Origin of the sequence: Bacteroides sp. B1-V-101, assembly GCF_023656585.1 — a bacterium.
Lineage (GTDB): Bacteria > Bacteroidota > Bacteroidia > Bacteroidales > Bacteroidaceae > Bacteroides > Bacteroides thetaiotaomicron.
Genome location: NZ_JAMOKH010000003.1, coordinates 91,554 through 109,120 on the forward strand (window position 1 = coordinate 91,554; position 17,567 = coordinate 109,120).

A 17,567-nucleotide genomic window follows, 5' to 3' on the forward strand; every position below is an offset into this window, starting at 1 on the left:
TCTTTCCGGCAAAGGTAGTATTTTCTTGAAAAACGTTATCTTTGCCTCACTAATTAATTCGAGAAAAGTTATGATACTGAATGAAAGAGATGCCCGTCATGAGCATATATTACAGGTAGCACGCCAAATGATGACTGCCGCACGCACTGCTCCGAAAGGAAAAGGGATTGATATCATTGAAGTGGCTTTGATTACCGATGAAGATATTAAACTGTTGTCGGACAAAATGATAGCTATGGTGGAAGAACACGGAATGAAGTTTTTCCTTCGGGATGCCGACAACATCTTAAGCGCCGAATGTGTTGTATTGATAGGAACACGCGAACAGACACAAGGCTTGAATTGCGGACATTGCGGATTTGCGACATGTGCCGGACGCACGGAAGACGTCCCCTGTGCATTGAACAGTATTGACGTAGGCATCGCCATCGGTTCCGCTTGTGCCACAGCAGCCGATATGCGTGTAGATACCCGTGTCATGTTCTCTGCCGGATTGGCAGCACAACACCTCAATTGGCTGAAAGACTGCAAGATGGTTATGGCTATTCCGGTGAGCGCCTCTTCAAAGAATCCATTCTTTGACCGGAAGCCGAAACAGGAAGCCAAAGCATAAGGTATGTGTCAAAAGACTGGTACCTGCTCATTTTATAAACTGATTTTATAACTAAATATAATATAGTCTGATGGGAATCATGGTTGGACTTCCCAGCCCTAGTGGCTCGGAAAAAGATTTGCAATTAAACTTTGGAAAGAATATGACTGTACAGGTAGAAATGAGAGCTCCTCACCTGCCTGCCGAATGGCATCTGCAAAGCGGCATACAGTTGACATGGCCGCATGCCGGTACAGATTGGGCATATATGCTGAAAGAAGTACAAGAATGTTTTGTCAACATAGCCAAAGAAATAGCCAAACGTGAGTTATTATTAATCGTGACTCCCGAGCCCGAAGAAGTAAAGAAACAGATAGTGGCTACCGTAAACATGGACAATGTCCGCTTTCTGAAATGTGAGACAAACGACACATGGGCACGCGACCACGGAGCTATCACCATGATAGATACCGGCAACCCTTCCCTGCTCGACTTCACATTCAACGGCTGGGGATTGAAGTTCGCCTCCGAACTGGATAATCTGATTACCGGACAGGCTGTAAAAGCCGGAGCGCTGAAAGGCCAGTATATAGACTGTCTTGACTTCGTTCTCGAAGGAGGTTCCATCGAAAGCGACGGTATGGGAACACTGCTTACCACCACCGAATGCCTGCTCTCTCCCCACCGGAACGGTAAACTGAATCAAGTAGAGATAGAAGAATATCTCAAATCAACTTTCCACCTGCAGAAAGTCCTCTGGCTGGATCACGGTTATCTGGCCGGCGATGATACCGACAGTCATATCGACACCTTGGCACGCTTCTGTTCCACCGACACCATTGCCTACGTGAAATGCGACAATACCGAAGACGAACATTATGAAGCACTGCATGCCATGGAGGAACAATTAAAAACATTCCGCACATTGGCAGGAGAGCCCTATCGCCTGCTGGCTTTGCCAATGGCAGACAAGATAGAAGAAGACGGTGAACGACTGCCTGCTACCTATGCCAACTTTCTGATTATGAATGATGCAATTCTTTACCCCACCTATCAACAGCCGGATAATGACCGGAAGGCGGGAGAAGTATTACAACAAGCATTCCCTAAACATCAGGTCATCGGGATTGATTGTCGGGCATTGATCAAGCAACACGGTTCTCTGCATTGCGTCACCATGCAGTATCCGTCAGGTGTTATCCAATAACGGACATTTCAGTAGTATATTAAATAATTATTCATCATGAGAAAGATAAAAGTAGGATTAATCCAACAATCCAATACCGCAGATATTCGGGTCAACCTGATGAACCTCGCTAAAAGCATTGAAGCCTGTGCTGCTCACGGAGCACAACTGATCGTGCTGCAGGAGTTGCACAATTCACTTTATTTCTGCCAGACAGAAAATACGAATCTGTTTGACCTTGCCGAGCCTATCCCCGGACCATCTACAGGTTTCTACTCCGAACTGGCAGCAGCTAATAAAGTAGTGCTTGTTGCCTCACTCTTTGAAAAACGCGCACCAGGGCTATATCATAACACAGCTGTCGTTTTCGACCGTGACGGAAGTATTGCCGGAAAATATCGGAAAATGCACATTCCCGATGATCCTGCCTATTACGAAAAGTTTTATTTCACCCCCGGAGATATAGGTTTCGAACCGATTCAGACATCCTTAGGCAAACTGGGAGTACTGGTATGCTGGGATCAATGGTATCCGGAAGCTGCCCGTCTGATGGCTCTAAAAGGGGCTGAACTTCTAATTTATCCTACCGCCATCGGCTGGGAAAGTAGCGATACGGACGACGAAAAAGCCCGTCAACTCAATGCGTGGATAATCTCCCAACGTGCTCATGCAGTGGCAAACGGTCTTCCGGTTATCTCTGTCAACCGTGTAGGACACGAGCCCGACCCTTCCGGTCAAACGAATGGCATACAGTTTTGGGGAAACAGCTTCGTAGCCGGACCGCAAGGAGAGTTTCTGGCACAGGCAAGCAACGATCATCCTGAAAACATGGTAGTTGAAATAGACATGGAACGTTCGGAGAACGTCCGCCGCTGGTGGCCCTTCCTCCGTGACCGTCGAATTGATGAATATGATGGACTCACCAAACGTTTTTTGGATTAACGAGCAGAATCACAATTGATCACCGATAGAAATAATACAAGAGGTCCACAAGAGTAAAAGCCTGAATAGCAACTCTTGTGGACCTCCGTATTATATCCTTTTTTATTGGAAAGTAATCTTCTTATTAGCAATAAAGTTGGCAGCTCCGTAAATAAACAATCCAAGGAACTGGGCCAGATATTCATTGACATCCAGACCTTCTACCAACAAAATAAGGAATAAAAACTGCGCAGTGTAAGCAACCCCGAAAGCAGAACAGAAAAACAGTATCTGTTTCCAGACATTGTTCTTTCTTTTTTCTACAGGGAATATCCAATACTTGCACCAGATAAAGTTATGAATCTGGGCTATAATATACGCAGTTATATTAGCCACCATATAGTCACCTTCGAATGACATTTCTCTCATCATCAGCCACACAACAAGGGCCATGATCAAAGCATTCATCGTTCCGATTACTATAAAGCGAAATATGCGCACTGATTCTTTCATTTCACAACAAGTTCGTCGTTATTCATTCGTATCATGTACTGCTGGATGATTGCTTTCAGCTCATCTTCCATCGACTGTTGCACATCAATCTGACCCAGAAGATTATGTTCCAGCAACTTATCCGTTTTAAACGCATACATGGCTACGGCGTTCCGGCCATCAAACTGCAATAAATAGTCACCTTTAAAGAATTGATATATTCCATTTATATAATTTACGGCATACGTATCCTCAGCAGGCGTATTCAATAAGTCACACCCAAAGGAAACAAATGGTTTGTCATACCCTAAATACCCCAATACAGTAGGCATAATATCAATTTGTTGTGCTATCACATCTTTACGGAAACCTTTCAAATTACTTCCCGGCTGATAAAACACTACAGGAACAGAGAATAACCCGCTTTCCGTCTCATACTCCGGACGTTCCGGCGAGTTGGTATGATCTGCTGTAAATACGAACAGCGTATTTTTATACCACGGTTCTTTCGAAACCTTTTCAAAGAACAACTTCAAAGCATGATCCGTGTATCCGATGCACTGACGAATAGCTTTATTCCCTTTCGGGAAAACGCCTTCGTATTCTGCCGGAACTGCAAACGGATGATGGGAAGAAAGGCTGAACAACGCAGCTGCAAAAGGCTGCTGAAAGCCGGATAAAGTATTGCCAAAGAACTGGAAGAATTTCTCATCCCAAATTCCCCAATGCCCGTCAAAATCCTTGTTACCCGGATTAGCCTCATTATATTCCGTACGACCAAAGTAATTGGTGTACCCTGCCGTACGTGCAAAAGCTTCAAATCCCATAGAGCCATTGTCCGCCCCGTGGAAGAAAGCGGTGTAATATCCTTTTTTGCCCAACTCCCCGCCTATACTGGATACCGTGTTCAAAGAAGATGGTGTCAGAAAGAACGGTTCTATAAACATCGGGATACCTGACAATACGGAAGGCATTCCGTCGATACTCTTCATACCATTAGAGAATGAATATTTAAAAGTCAGACCTTCAGCCATCAACGAATCAAGGAAAGGCATATATCCCTTATAGGTTCCATTGTCCAATTCTTCATTCAGAAAGCCGCTATTCTCTTTGCTAAAGCTCTCCAGAATAAAAACAACCACATTCAACGGCCTGAATTGCACACTATCCGCAGGCATATGCACCGGCGTGTACAAAGCTTCCATCTTCTCTTTATCGAAATACTGAGGTATGGCAAATGAGGTCTTTCCAAACGTGCGGAAGACAGAAAAAGGGGTATTCAGTACGATTCCCGTCTCCATCGGCCGGTCTACATACTTATTGGCGTTGCTGATTGTGATTGGACGCACCATGCCGGTAAATCCGCCACGCATTCCGCCGATACACAAGTACACTCCAAGCCCCAAAGTAAGCAAATGAACCGTATAATAAACTGGCATACGCTCTACCTTTACCGGCTTCGGCTTACGATACAACTTAAATAAAGCATAACCAAAGGCAATGGCAAACAACGTCAGATACCAGTGATTCAATAATTCTGTCCCTATAATACCTCCCAGATTCCCTTCATTCTTAAATTCGCTGAATACGGACGCAGTCGTTCTTCGATGGGTATATTGGAAATAAACCGTATCCATCAGGTTCATAATAATGACAATCAGGTTGGTTGTCACAAAAATCCCCTTTGTAATCTTCTGATATATTACATTTTCCTTATAATGAAGCGGAATCAGCATCAGGAAAATATACAGAAGATTCGTATAAAGAATGGCAGAAGTATCAAAAAGGAATCCCCCCTCGAACATTCTCCAGATTCGTCCGGCTGAAAGATCGGAAAAAGCCTTCAGATTTTCTATCAGAAAAATGACACGACAGAGAATAAAGCACCCCATCACTAATAATAAATTAATTATGAGTGACAGGGTGGTATTATAAAGAGAACGATATTTGTTCATCGTTTACTTATTTTCTTTGATATCAACGATCAGGTTGAGTTCGTCAAGTTGAGTCTGATCAATTTCAGACGGTGCATCCAACATTACATCGCGTCCTGAGTTATTTTTGGGGAATGCGATACAGTCACGGATAGAATCCAGACCGGCGAAAAGAGACACCCAACGGTCAAGACCGTATGCCAAACCACCGTGAGGAGGTGCACCATACTTGAAGGCATTCATCAGGAAGCCAAACTGAGCCTGTGCCTTCTCCGGTGTGAAGCCAAGGATTTCGAACATTCTGGCTTGCAACTGGGCATCGTGAATACGGATAGATCCTCCACCGACTTCCACGCCGTTGACAACCATATCATAAGCATCGGCACGCACAGCAGCCGGGTCAGTATCCAGCAATGGAATATCTTCTTCTTTCGGATGCGTAAACGGATGGTGCATAGCCATCAGACGACCTTCTTCCTCACTCCATTCAAACATTGGGAAGTCAATCACCCAAAGGCAAACAAACTTATTCTTATCACGCAATCCCAGTTGAGAACCCATTTCCAGACGGAGTTCACAAAGTTGCTTACGTGTTTTCATCACGTCGTCGCCAGAAAGAATCAGAATCAAATCACCCGGTTTAGCGCCAAATGCTTCCTTCATCTGTTGCAGCACTTCCTGTGTATAGAATTTGTCTACACTTGATTTCACCGTACCGTCTGCTTCTACACGAGCATACACCATACCTTTCGCACCAATCTGCGGTTTCTTGACGAATTCGGTCAAGGCATCGAGTTGTTTACGGGTATAGGTAGCAGCCCCTTCCGCACAGATACCGCCAACGTATGCGGCATTATCGAATACAGAGAAACCGTGACCTTTCATGATGTCCATCAGTTCGACGAACTTCATGCCGAAACGCAAATCCGGTTTGTCGCTGCCATAATATTTCATGGCATCAGCCCAAGGCATACGCTGGAACGGTTCAGTCAGTTCAACACCCCGAAGAGTCTTGAACAGATGTTTGGCCATTCCTTCGAAAGTAGAAATGATGTCTTCCTGTTCTACGAAACTCATTTCACAGTCAATCTGTGTAAATTCCGGTTGACGATCGGCACGCAAGTCTTCGTCACGGAAACATTTTGCAATCTGGAAATAACGGTCGAAACCGGAAACCATCAGTAACTGTTTCAGTGTCTGCGGAGATTGCGGAAGTGCATAGAATTGTCCCGGATTCATGCGTGAAGGTACCACGAAGTCACGTGCACCTTCCGGAGTAGAACCGATCAGCACAGGAGTTTCTACCTCTATAAAGCCCAGGCTATCAAGATACTTGCGTACTTCGATTGTCATCTTATGACGTAATTCCAGATTAGAGCGTACGGCATTACGACGCAAATCCAGATAACGGTATTTCATACGGATATCATCACCACCGTCCGTATTATCCTCAATTGTAAACGGAGGAGTCATGGCGGTGTTCAGAACGTTCAGTTCGGAAACGATAATTTCAATATCTCCGGTAGGGATGTTTGCATTCTTGCTGAAACGTTCATTCACTGTTCCTGTGATCTGAATCACGAATTCACGACCCAGTTTATTGGCACGGTCGCAAAGTTCAGCATTAATTTCTTCATTAAAAACTAACTGGGTAATACCGTAACGGTCGCGAAGGTCAATGAAAGTCATACCTCCCATTTTACGGCTGCGCTGTACCCATCCAGACAGCGTGATTTGTTTATTTACATCGGAGATTCTCAGTTCTCCACATGTGTGCGTTCTGAACATATTTTCTAATATTTATGATATTTTTCGTTAAGTAGCTTGCAAAAGTACACAATAAATCAGAAATCGGCATTTATTTCAGACTTTCTTTGTCAGCTTTTTCAATATTTTCTTGTTTTTATCTGTTATATTGTCCACAATCGCCTCATTAATCAGTTTTATTCCATTCACATATTCCTGTGCTCTTTGAAGAACGTTGGCCGCATCTTTTTCTTCTGTCTTCGGCACAACTACGCGCAATCCGCTTTTAATAAGTTCGATATTTACATCCGCCTCCGTCTCCATCGGGTCACCGTCAAAATGCACGACTCCTGGCACAGCCCGTCGAATACACAACTTCTTACAACGGAATGTCTTGATCCGGCTGTTCTGATCAATAGTTTTATTAAATAACTGGAAAGCAAGAGAGGGTACATCCAAAACGGTAAAAGGCTCGAGAATGGTCACATCTAGCAAACCATCCGTCAATGTGGCTTGCGGAGCTATATATGCATTGTTTCCATATTGCGACGCATTTCCGCAGGCAATTAGAAAAGCTTTATACTTGCTGACTCCGTTTTCCGTTTCCAGTTCATATGTTTCGGGCTGATATTTAAGACTTTCCTGCAGCGTCTTTTCGAGATAAGTCAATAGTCCGCGCTTTCCGGCATGAGCAAATTTCAAACTGACAAATGCATCAAACCCTACTCCACAAGTACAGAAAAAGTCCGTACCATTAATCTTACCATAATCTATGGTATCCAGGCATCCCTCATTGAGCACTTCCAGTGCCTTCTTAGGTTCCATAGGTATATGCAGATGCCGCGCCAGTCCATTCCCCGATCCGCAGGGAATAATTCCCAATGCGGTATCAGTATGTACCAACGAACGAGCTATTTCATTAATTGTTCCGTCCCCCCCGATAGCCACAACGATGTCGGCTTTCTCTTCCGCAGCTTTGGCAGCTATCTCTACTGCATGACCGGCTCTTTCCGTATACACTACTTCCCAAGTGTATCTCGCCTTATCAATTTTTTCATCCAGCAAGTTAAGAATCAATTCTTTACTTTGTGTTCCCGAAATAGGATTGACGACGAATATTATTCTTTTCATTCTTTCGTTCATGCTAATCTTTGTCAATTGTAGACGACAAAAGTAATACAAATATATTAAATTTTGATCTATTAGAGGTTTCTAATCTCATGGGAGCAACTTTTTTCTTTTAAAAAGAACAGATAAAAGCAAATTTTGTTATCTTTGCCCCCTGTTTTAAACACTTGTTAAGATAAAAGGAAATTAGATCATCAGCGAATGATCTGAGTATGAGTATAATAAATTATAATTCATGGGATTATTACAAGAGAAGTTAGCTAAGTACGACCTGCCACAGAAATTTATGGCACAGGGCGTTTACCCATATTTCCGTGAGATTGAGGGAAAGCAGGGTACAGAAGTAGAAATGGGCGGACAACATGTGTTAATGTTCGGGTCCAATGCATACACTGGCCTTACGGGAGATGAAAGAGTGATTGAAGCAGGTATCAAAGCCATGCGCAAATACGGTTCCGGTTGTGCCGGTTCACGTTTTCTGAATGGTACGCTCGATCTTCATGTTCAACTTGAAAAAGAACTGGCTGCCTTTGTTGGCAAGGATGAAGCACTTTGCTTCTCTACCGGTTTTACGGTTAATTCCGGAGTTATCTCATGCCTGACCGACCGAAATGATTATATAATATGTGATGACCGTGACCATGCCTCTATCGTAGATGGTCGTCGTCTCTCCTTCTCACAGCAATTAAAATATAAACACAACGATATGGCGGATCTGGAAAAGCAACTTCAGAAGTGCAATCCGGATTCAGTGAAACTGATCATAGTAGATGGTGTATTCTCTATGGAAGGTGACTTGGCAAACCTACCCGAAATCGTTCGCCTGAAACATAAATATAATGCTACTATCATGGTAGACGAAGCTCACGGTCTGGGTGTATTCGGAAAACAGGGACGTGGTGTATGCGACCATTTCGGTCTGACACACGAAGTAGACCTGATCATGGGTACTTTCAGTAAGTCACTGGCCTCTATCGGCGGTTTTATCGCTGCTGATTCTTCTATCATTAACTGGCTGCGACACAATGCACGTACTTATATTTTTAGTGCATCCAACACTCCGGCTGCAACAGCAGCTGCTTTGGAAGCGCTTCATATTATCCAGAACGAACCGGAAAGACTGAACGCTCTGTGGGAAGCAACCAACTATGCTCTGAAACGTTTCCGTGAAGCAGGCTTCGAGATCGGTGCTACCGAATCTCCTATCATTCCTCTTTATGTACGCGATACGGAGAAGACTTTCATGGTTACTAAGTTAGCTTTCGACGAAGGCGTATTCATCAATCCGGTCATTCCGCCGGCATGTGCTCCACAAGACACATTGGTACGCGTGGCATTAATGGCTACTCACACCAAAGAACAAATAGACAGTGCTGTAGAAAAGTTAGTGAAAGCTTTCAAGGCTTTAGACCTTTTGTAAGCAGCATCTCTGAAAAGCTATAAAAAAAGCTACTTTCCGAAAGACAAATCATCTGGAAAGTAGCTTTTTAATTCTACAGCAACACAAATTACTTCTGCTTTGCGTACCGAATTTCCATTCCTTGGTTATCCAGAACCAAAGAATCAGCCGTCAGTCTCTTGATATCCATCGTATCCACAAATTCAATCGTCTGGCCATTTCCGATACTTTTTCCTGTCAGAATCAGTTTAGTTCCTTCCTGTTTCCAGCTTTCATAAACCAAGGTAGCCATATTGACAGAAGAAGCAACGCCTCCTTCTTCCATCTTAATACCTTGTACTTGTCCTTCCATACCTGGCACGGGTTCTACCCATGAGCCAACAATTGAGGCTGAGTTACCTCCACATGCAGCCAATAAACCCATTAGCAGAGTTGCTGCCAACATTTTCTTTTTCATTCTGTAGTTCTGATTAGATTATTAATTAGTCATTTGTCCGGTTCGCCTTCTTCCCTACTACAATCACTTTCTTTGCAGTTGGTATCGTATTCGATCCCGGCTCTTCCTCTTCTTCTATGTAATTCACCTGTACGGTGTCTCCCAGTTCGAAGCCACCGACTTCACTCGGTTCCTGATCCATCGTACTGACGAACACCGTATCTCCTTTCGAAGTAACCAACATAAAATTATTCATTGAAGCATCTTCTACTACCCCGAAGATTGTTTTCTCATCTTCTGTAGGAGCGACAGCCAGACTATCATCCATAGCATCCTGCTCTTGTCCCGCAGTCTGTCCGCTCTTTGATTGACAAGCACTTGTCACACCAACCAAAACAGCAAACAATAAAAAAACTCTCATTTTGTTCATATGCTTTTTATTTGAGATAAAACTTAGAATATTGCAAAGGTAATTTTTAAAATTGTTTTTCCCATGAACCTGCTTAAAATTAATTGAAATAAGGCATTAACAGTTTTTCTATACTGGCATACGCTCATTACAAAATAATAATACATATATAATTATACAAAATGTAAAATAAAGATAAGACAGACAAAACAGAAATATGTTAAATACTATTTTATGCTCACTTCAACTAAACAGCTAACACGTTAATAATCAAATAAATAATAAGCAGACCAAGAATGTATTCAGATAAGTTCATGGAGAACTTGGTAGCAGATTTTAGAAAAATAAGCTTTCATCTTTTGAAAATTTAAGGTTTACAAATATTGAATGACTTTCTTTGCTTTGTTGGCGACAAAAATAGTTATATTTTTAAGAAGTACGCTATAAATTGATGCTTTTTTTAAAAGTTATTTCTTCGTTTACCCTATCTTTTCCTTTTATAATTCTGATAAAGTAATATTTCCGGGGGTATTTGAAATTAATATGTACTCATAATACTAATCCCACCAAGTTCTCCATGAACTTATACCGCCTTAGAGTTTACTCAATTCTATATTTCATAACCTAGTTTTTAATCAAAAATCAACACACAATCAATGCCTATGGAAATATTACAGTATTATGATTTACCATCCCTATCGTTTACAAACAAAACCGGTAAACTAGTTATTATTTTAAAATCAAAATTATGAAAAACATTTTATTTACTTCAAACAAAGTACACACAACCGCGCGAATCGGTGTTCTGTTCTTTTCTTTATGTTTTTCTCCACTCATAAATGCCGGCAATGCGGAAAAGCCGATGAATGGCATAGAGAGTTCAGAAACAACGCAACAAAATAAGATTAAAATAACAGGAGTAGTAACAGACAGCAAAGGAGAATCTATCATCGGAGCCAATGTTGTAGTAAAAGGACAATCAAACGTCGGAGCAATAACCGATGTAGAAGGACGTTATCAGATTATGGTTCCTTCCGACAATGCTATTTTGCAAGTATCATACCTTGGATACGTAACCGAAGAAATAAAAGTAAAAGGACGCCGCAACATCAATGTGATGTTGAACGAAGACTCCAAAGCGCTGGATGAAGTTGTAGTAGTCGGCTACGGACAGCAGAAAAAGGAAAGCGTAGTCGTTTCTATGAGTTCCATCAAACCAAAGGATATCGTTGTCCCTTCGCGAAGCCTGAATAACAGTCTTGCCGGACAAGTCGCCGGTTTGATTGCGGTACAACGTTCGGGTGAACCCGGATATGATAACGCAGAGTTTTGGATTCGAGGCGTAAGTACCTTTGCGGGTGGTACATCTCCGCTGGTACTTGTGGACGGTGTACCCAGAAGCATGAGTGACATTGAACCCGACGAAATCGAAACGTTTTCGGTTTTGAAGGATGCCGCTGCAACAGCCATTTATGGTGCCGAGGGAGCCAATGGTGTAGTACTTGTCACTACCAAACGCGGACGTGTAGAAAAGGCTAAGATTTCATTCAAGACAGAACACACCATTTCTTCCCCTACCCGTCTTCCCGAATTCGTTGGTTCGGCCGACTACCTGGACCTGTTCAACGAAGCACTCCATAATGATGGGGAATTACCGCAGTTTTCGGATGACTTAATTGCACATTACCGGAACAATGACGATCCGGACCTATATCCAAATACCAACTGGATCGACAAAATGTTACGTAAAAACACATTCACACACAGATATACCTTGAATGTACGTGGAGGTACAGAAAAAGCAAAATACTTTGTTTCGGCAGCATATTACAACGAAAGTGGTATTTTCAAAGGAAGTCCTACCAAACAATATAATACAAACATCGGCATCGACCGTATCAATCTTCGTTCAAATATTGATATGAACGTATCAAGCACTACAACTGTAGGAGTTGACCTCGCACTTCAGTATCTGGTTAATAATTATCCGGGAACAGGAACTGCCAATATATTCCGTTCCATGCTGATTACTCCTCCATATACATTTCCGGCTGTATACAGTGATGGTACTGTTTCAACCTACTCACAGGAACGTGACGCTAACATGCGCAACCCGTACAACTTATTGATGAACTCCGGATACGCCAAAGAATACCGTACTGCCATTCAATCCAAAGTTTATGTAGACCAGAAACTGGATTTTATCACCAAAGGTTTGTCTGTACGCCTGAACGCAAGTTATGACTATGATAGTGAAATGATCGTTCGCCGTGAATATAATCCGACAAGATATCATGCTACGGGACGCGACGAAAACGGCAATCTATTATTTGCCACAGTCGTGTCCGGAAACCCTGAATTGCAGGACCCTAAGAATAGTGCGACAAGCGCAACCAAGAAGATTTACATAGATGCTGCCATCAACTATAAACGTACGTTCGACCAGCACGAAGTAGGTGCCATGCTATTGTACATGCAAAAGGAAACCCAATATCACAATGTAGCACTTCCCTATCGTAAGCAAGGTCTGGTAGGACGTTTAACTTACGGTTACGGCGGACGCTATTTCATTGAAGGCAACTTCGGATACACCGGTTCGGAAGCATTTGCTTCGGGCAACCGTTTTGGTTTCTTCCCGGCAGTAGGTCTTGCCTACTACATTTCCAATGAGTCTTTCTACCCGGAAGTGATCAAAAAGTATGTCCCCAAACTCAAATTAAGAGCCTCTGTAGGACGTGCCGGTAACGACAACACAGGAGGAACCCGTTTCTTGTACCGTCCAACCTACAAAATGGATGCCGGAGGTTTTACGCAAGGTTACAATGATACCGGAGGCGGTCTGAACGGTATCGGCAACGGTATCATAGAAGGACGTTTTGCAGCTCCTTACTTAGGATGGGAAGTAGAAGACAAACAAAACTACGGTTTCGATATCGGCTTGTTTGACAACCGTCTTGAAATCATCTTTGATTACTTCGATTCTACCAGAAGCCAGATTCTGCTGCAACGTCAGACTGTTCCCCAACTTGGCGGTCTGAGAGACGATCCGTGGCAAAACTTCGGTAAGGTTCGCAACAGAGGTGTTGACATGTCTGTGAACGCTCACCAAAATATAGGCAAGGTAAAACTTAGTGCAAGGGGTACGTTTACATTTACCCGCAACAAAATTCTGGAATTTGATGAACTTCCTCCAAAGTATGATTACCAGGCTATTACAGGCAAACGTGTCAGTGATAAAGATAACCTCTATTATATCGCAGAACGACTTTATACCGAAGACGACTTTACCGTAAGCACCAATGCTAACGGTCTGAAGACTTATAAACTCCGCTCGGAAATTCCACAACCAACCTTAAGCGGACTCCTTGGCCCCGGCGATATCAAATATACGGATGTTAATGGAGACGGAATCATCGACTCTTATGACCGTGTACGAGGAATCGGCCATCCGGAAACTCCGGAAATCATCTACGGATTCGGTTTAAATGCCGAATATAAAGGAATATATGCCAGCATCTTCTTTCAAGGAGCAGGAAACACTTCTGTATTATTGGGTGGAAAGACTTCCGAAGGATGGTACCCGTTCTCATGGGGTGTAGACCAGTCCAACTATCGTACCTTTGCATTAAACCGCTGGACAGAGAATAATCCAAGTCAGGATGTAATCATTCCCCGCCTGCATAAGAACAATGCTAACAATGCCAATAACCGGGTTGCCAGCACGTGGTGGCTGCGCGACGGCTCTTTCCTCCGATTGAAAAATATTGAAATCGGCTATCAGATACCTAAGAAATTCTTAAGCAAAATCGGCTTCGAGGCTGCCCGTATCTATTTGATGGGATATAATCTGGCAGTATGGGATCATATCAAATATTTCGATCCGGAAGCCGGAAATGCGAATGCCGGACTTAACTATCCGCTGCCGCGAACCTACACAATCGGACTTGATTTTACATTCTAAAAACCATAAAAGATAAAAATATGAAAAGTAAAAGTCACATATATATGATGCTGATGGGATTATTCTTCTCCGTCAGTTCATGCGATTATCTGGCTGTTTCGGACCAAATGTCAGGAGGCTTGCAAAATACAGATCAGATATTTGAAAACGTATCCTATACCAAACGATGGTATGCCAATGTCTTTGCAGGAATCCCCGACTATTCGGGAATAAACAGCCTGAATGTAGGTGCTTTTAAAAATCCGTGGGCTGCAATCTGCGATGAACTGGTAGTAGGTTATGGAAATGCCGCAAAGGGCAACAACTCGGACAAGAATGCGGCAACCGCTGGTTTTCACCGCTATGGCGACTGCTATAAATACATCCGGCAGGCTAACATTTTTCTGGAGAAAGCTCATGTGATTACAACCAGCGGTACGCAAGGCGACAGACTGGAAGAAGATGAACTGAACGAGATGCGTGCCAACGTACGCTTCATGCGTGCGTTTTACAATTATCTTCTGTTTGAACAATACGGTCCCATCATCCTCGTAAAAGATAAAGTGTACGAGGCAACAGAGACTCAGGACGTTCCAAGAAATACTGTAGATGAAGTAATAGAGTATATCGATCAAGAACTACGTGAAGTAGCCAATGAACTACCACAGGAACCGATGCACGAGAATGAATCTTACCGTGTATGGCCCACCAAAGGTGTCGCATTAGCAGTACGTGCCAAATTGTGGCTATATGCAGCCAGTCCTCTTCTCAACGGTGGATACAGAGAAGCGCTGTCTCTGACCAACCCGGACGGTACAAGACTCTTCCCCGATCGTGATGACAACAAATGGAATACAGCATTAAGCGCTTGCAAAGACTTTATTGATTATGCAGAAACCGGAAACCGCTACGAACTGTATAAAGAATATACAACAAGCAGCACCGGTGAGCAGCTTCTAGACGTAGATGCCTCAGTTTACAATCTCTTCCAAAAATACAACAAAGAAATCATCTGGGGTACCGCCAACAACGACTGGGGAGGTCTGGATGGCGATGCATTCGACCGAAGAATCGTCCCTCGTTGCGAAAAGAACGGTTTAGGTTCGACCGGAGTAACGCAAGAGCTGGTAGATGCATTCTATATGAACGACGGACTTCCCATCAAGGAAACCGACTATCTGCCGAAATCAACACTTTATAAAGAAGATGGTTATGGAACTTACAAGGATAAGAATGACGGAAAATACTCTAAGAACTACACCAACGTTACAGTCAGCAACCGCTATCTGAATCGTGAAGCACGTTTTTACAATACTGTATTCTTTAACGGACGCCAATGGCCTGTCACCTGCAAACAAGTCCAATTCTACAATGGAGGTAATGCAGGCGTTCAGGAAGGACACGCCACTACAACCGGATATATGCTTTTCAAGCGCTTCAACCGGTCAATCAGCAAAACCAGCCCGGGGGTAACCAGTCAGAACCGCCCTTCCATAATCTTCCGTCTGGCGGATTTCTATCTGATATATGCAGAAGTTGCCAACGAAGTAAATCCGAGCGACTCACGCGTACTGACTTATCTGAACCTCGTACGCGAACGGGCAGGTTTACCGAAAATAGAAGTACTGAATCCCGGTATCGTCGGTAATAAAGAATTGCAAAGAGCAGCCATTCAGCGCGAACGCCAGATTGAACTGGCAACGGAAGGTCAACGTTATTTCGATGTACGCCGATGGATGATTGCCGACAAAGACGGTGAAGGACGCCAGAACGGATATGCACACGGTATGAATGTACGGGGAACTATTAATGATACTGAAGAGTTCAACCGTGTAGTGGAAACTGAAAAAATTGTATTCAATAGAAAGATGTACTTACAGCCAATACCGGATCATGAAATGAGAAAGACACAAAACCTCGTCCAGAATCCGGGCTGGTAATTGTATAAGCACAATAAATCAATGAACATTATGAGAAAAATAAGTTATATACTAATATCAGGTTGCATCACTCTCTCTATTATCGGTTGTGATGAAACCTTTGATACGAGCAATACATCCGAAGGGATTCTGTCATTGTCTGAAAACGGACTGACTATTCTGCAATCGTATAATGTAGGAGAAAAATACAATGCTGACTTATGGATACAACACGGGGGGCTGGAACTGAACAACAGTACCGTCACCTTCACCGTAGACAAAGGCTTGCTCGACTCACTCAATACTGCCGACGGAACCAGTTACCAGATACTTCCGGAAGATTGTTATCAAATGACTAACACAACGGTTAACGTATCTGCCGATGACAGACTGGCAAAAGGCACTATCGTATACGACCCGACAAAGATTCATGCGTTGTGCGGCTATGACAATGTTCGATACATTCTCCCACTCAAGGCAAGCACTACAGGAGAGAAGTTGAATCCCGACCGTTCCACCCTTCTGCTGGGATTTAAAGTTTCCGAACCCATTGTAACTATCATAAACGATGGTATACAGGAGATCAACGTCGACAATGTAAAAGAGTTGCCGATTACCATTGGAGTACCTTTTAGCAATAAATGGAACATCAACTGTACATTAGTCAACAACCAGTCGGTAGTAGATACGTACAACAGTGCCAATCAGACTTATTTCAGTCTTCTGCCGGCAGAGTGTTATACCAAACCCGAATCCCCGTCATTGTCTCAGGGGGTTGATCAGACCACAGTCAGTTACAAGCTGAAAGATAACATTCTTCCGGGAAATTATATGCTTCCTGTGCAAATAGGCGAAGTTACTTCCGATGCCACTATCCGTGCGGATAAAGACACCTACACAGGATTCTGCATCATAAAAGAAGGAACGAAAATATCAAAAAGCAACTGGGAAGTTCTGTCCTTTACGACACAGGAAGCTTCGGGAGAAGGAGCCGGCAATGGATTAGCCAAATGTCTGATAGACGGAGACACCGAAACATTCTGGCATGCCAAATGGCAAGGTGGAAGCGACCCGCTACCGTATGATATTGTAATAGATATGAAGCAAAACATACAAATAGCACAGGTGGAATTGCTTCCGCGCGGCAGAGGTTCAAACAATCCTATCAAAGTGGTCGAGTTTGCGGCTAGTGAAGATAACGTGAACTGGACTCCTATCGGCAGATTCGGATTCACGAATCAGGATACTGCCCTGGAATATTATGTAAAATCGATCAAAGCACGCTACATCAGACTCACGATTCCCGATGACGGAGGAAACAGTACTGTCGCTGCTATCAGAGAACTAGATGTCAAGAGCACCATTATTAACTGACACATGAGCATTCGATAGGTATTTTATAGCAAGTGCACTCTATAGTGCATCTTAAAGTTAAGCTACTCTCTTCCCCCCAAAGAGAGTAGCT

General features: G+C 43.2%; 13 protein-coding genes. 7 read left to right on the forward strand and 6 right to left on the reverse strand.

Features of this window, described 5'->3' with window-relative positions; translation table 11 throughout:
• Positions 1-70 precede the first annotated feature (70 nt).
• The 3 genes from NBH01_RS03460 to NBH01_RS03470 all read left to right on the forward strand — a co-directional run bounded on the left by NBH01_RS03460 (position 71) and on the right by NBH01_RS03470 (position 2,720).
• Positions 71-613 carry a ferredoxin domain-containing protein gene (locus NBH01_RS03460; RefSeq protein WP_055217913.1) on the forward strand — a complete coding sequence of 181 codons (543 nt, stop codon included), beginning with the start codon at positions 71-73 and terminating at the stop codon, positions 611-613.
• 70 nt (positions 614-683) lie between these two features.
• A complete protein-coding gene (locus NBH01_RS03465) occupies positions 684-1,799 on the forward strand; it encodes an agmatine deiminase family protein (RefSeq protein ID WP_055217915.1) in 1,116 nt (371 codons plus the stop codon).
• A gap of 36 nt (positions 1,800-1,835) precedes the next feature.
• Positions 1,836-2,720, forward strand: a complete 885-nt coding sequence (locus NBH01_RS03470; RefSeq protein ID WP_022472024.1) for a carbon-nitrogen hydrolase — start codon at positions 1,836-1,838, stop codon at positions 2,718-2,720.
• Positions 2,721-2,822: 102 nt separating this feature from the next.
• Here the strand turns inward: NBH01_RS03470 and NBH01_RS03475 are convergent, their stop codons facing one another.
• The 4 genes from NBH01_RS03475 to NBH01_RS03490 form a co-directional block, all read right to left on the reverse strand.
• Positions 2,823-3,212, reverse strand: a complete 390-nt coding sequence (locus NBH01_RS03475) for a GtrA family protein (RefSeq protein WP_250699987.1) — start codon at positions 3,210-3,212, stop codon at positions 2,823-2,825.
• Positions 3,209-5,146 (reverse strand): LTA synthase family protein, encoded by a 1,938-nt coding sequence (locus NBH01_RS03480; RefSeq protein ID WP_250699988.1) that lies wholly within the window; start codon positions 5,144-5,146, stop codon positions 3,209-3,211. Before NBH01_RS03480 ends, NBH01_RS03475 begins: the two co-directional genes overlap by 4 nt.
• Before the next feature lie 3 nt (positions 5,147-5,149).
• Positions 5,150-6,913: an aspartate--tRNA ligase gene (gene aspS, locus NBH01_RS03485; RefSeq protein ID WP_008765710.1), complete on the reverse strand. Its 1,764-nt coding sequence runs from the start codon at positions 6,911-6,913 to the stop codon at positions 5,150-5,152.
• A gap of 75 nt (positions 6,914-6,988) precedes the next feature.
• Positions 6,989-8,014: a diacylglycerol/lipid kinase family protein gene (locus tag NBH01_RS03490; RefSeq protein WP_008765709.1), complete on the reverse strand. Its 1,026-nt coding sequence runs from the start codon at positions 8,012-8,014 to the stop codon at positions 6,989-6,991.
• A 220-nt stretch (positions 8,015-8,234) separates the two neighbouring features.
• On the opposite strand from NBH01_RS03490, the gene spt reads away from it, so the two are divergent.
• A complete protein-coding gene (gene spt / locus NBH01_RS03495; RefSeq protein ID WP_008765708.1) occupies positions 8,235-9,419 on the forward strand; it encodes a serine palmitoyltransferase in 1,185 nt (394 codons plus the stop codon).
• Positions 9,420-9,507: 88 nt separating this feature from the next.
• On the opposite strand, the gene NBH01_RS03500 is transcribed toward spt, so the two are convergent.
• Together NBH01_RS03500 and NBH01_RS03505 are read right to left on the reverse strand one after the other, a co-directional pair.
• A complete protein-coding gene (locus NBH01_RS03500; RefSeq protein ID WP_008765707.1) occupies positions 9,508-9,855 on the reverse strand; it encodes a lipocalin-like domain-containing protein in 348 nt (115 codons plus the stop codon).
• Between the two features lie 25 nt (positions 9,856-9,880).
• Positions 9,881-10,264, reverse strand: a complete 384-nt coding sequence (locus tag NBH01_RS03505; protein WP_234117860.1) for a hypothetical protein — start codon at positions 10,262-10,264, stop codon at positions 9,881-9,883.
• Between the two features lie 727 nt (positions 10,265-10,991).
• Between NBH01_RS03505 and NBH01_RS03510 the strand changes: the two genes are divergently transcribed.
• From NBH01_RS03510 to NBH01_RS03520, 3 genes are read left to right on the forward strand one after another with little or no spacing between them, the layout of a single operon-like run.
• Positions 10,992-14,204, forward strand: a complete 3,213-nt coding sequence (locus NBH01_RS03510) for a SusC/RagA family TonB-linked outer membrane protein (RefSeq protein ID WP_055217923.1) — start codon at positions 10,992-10,994, stop codon at positions 14,202-14,204.
• Positions 14,205-14,224: 20 nt separating this feature from the next.
• Positions 14,225-16,123 carry a RagB/SusD family nutrient uptake outer membrane protein gene (locus tag NBH01_RS03515; RefSeq protein ID WP_062695091.1) on the forward strand — a complete coding sequence of 633 codons (1,899 nt, stop codon included), beginning with the start codon at positions 14,225-14,227 and terminating at the stop codon, positions 16,121-16,123.
• 30 nt (positions 16,124-16,153) lie between these two features.
• Positions 16,154-17,476 carry a BT_3987 domain-containing protein gene (locus NBH01_RS03520; RefSeq protein ID WP_250699989.1) on the forward strand — a complete coding sequence of 441 codons (1,323 nt, stop codon included), beginning with the start codon at positions 16,154-16,156 and terminating at the stop codon, positions 17,474-17,476.
• Positions 17,477-17,567: the final 91 nt, after the last annotated feature.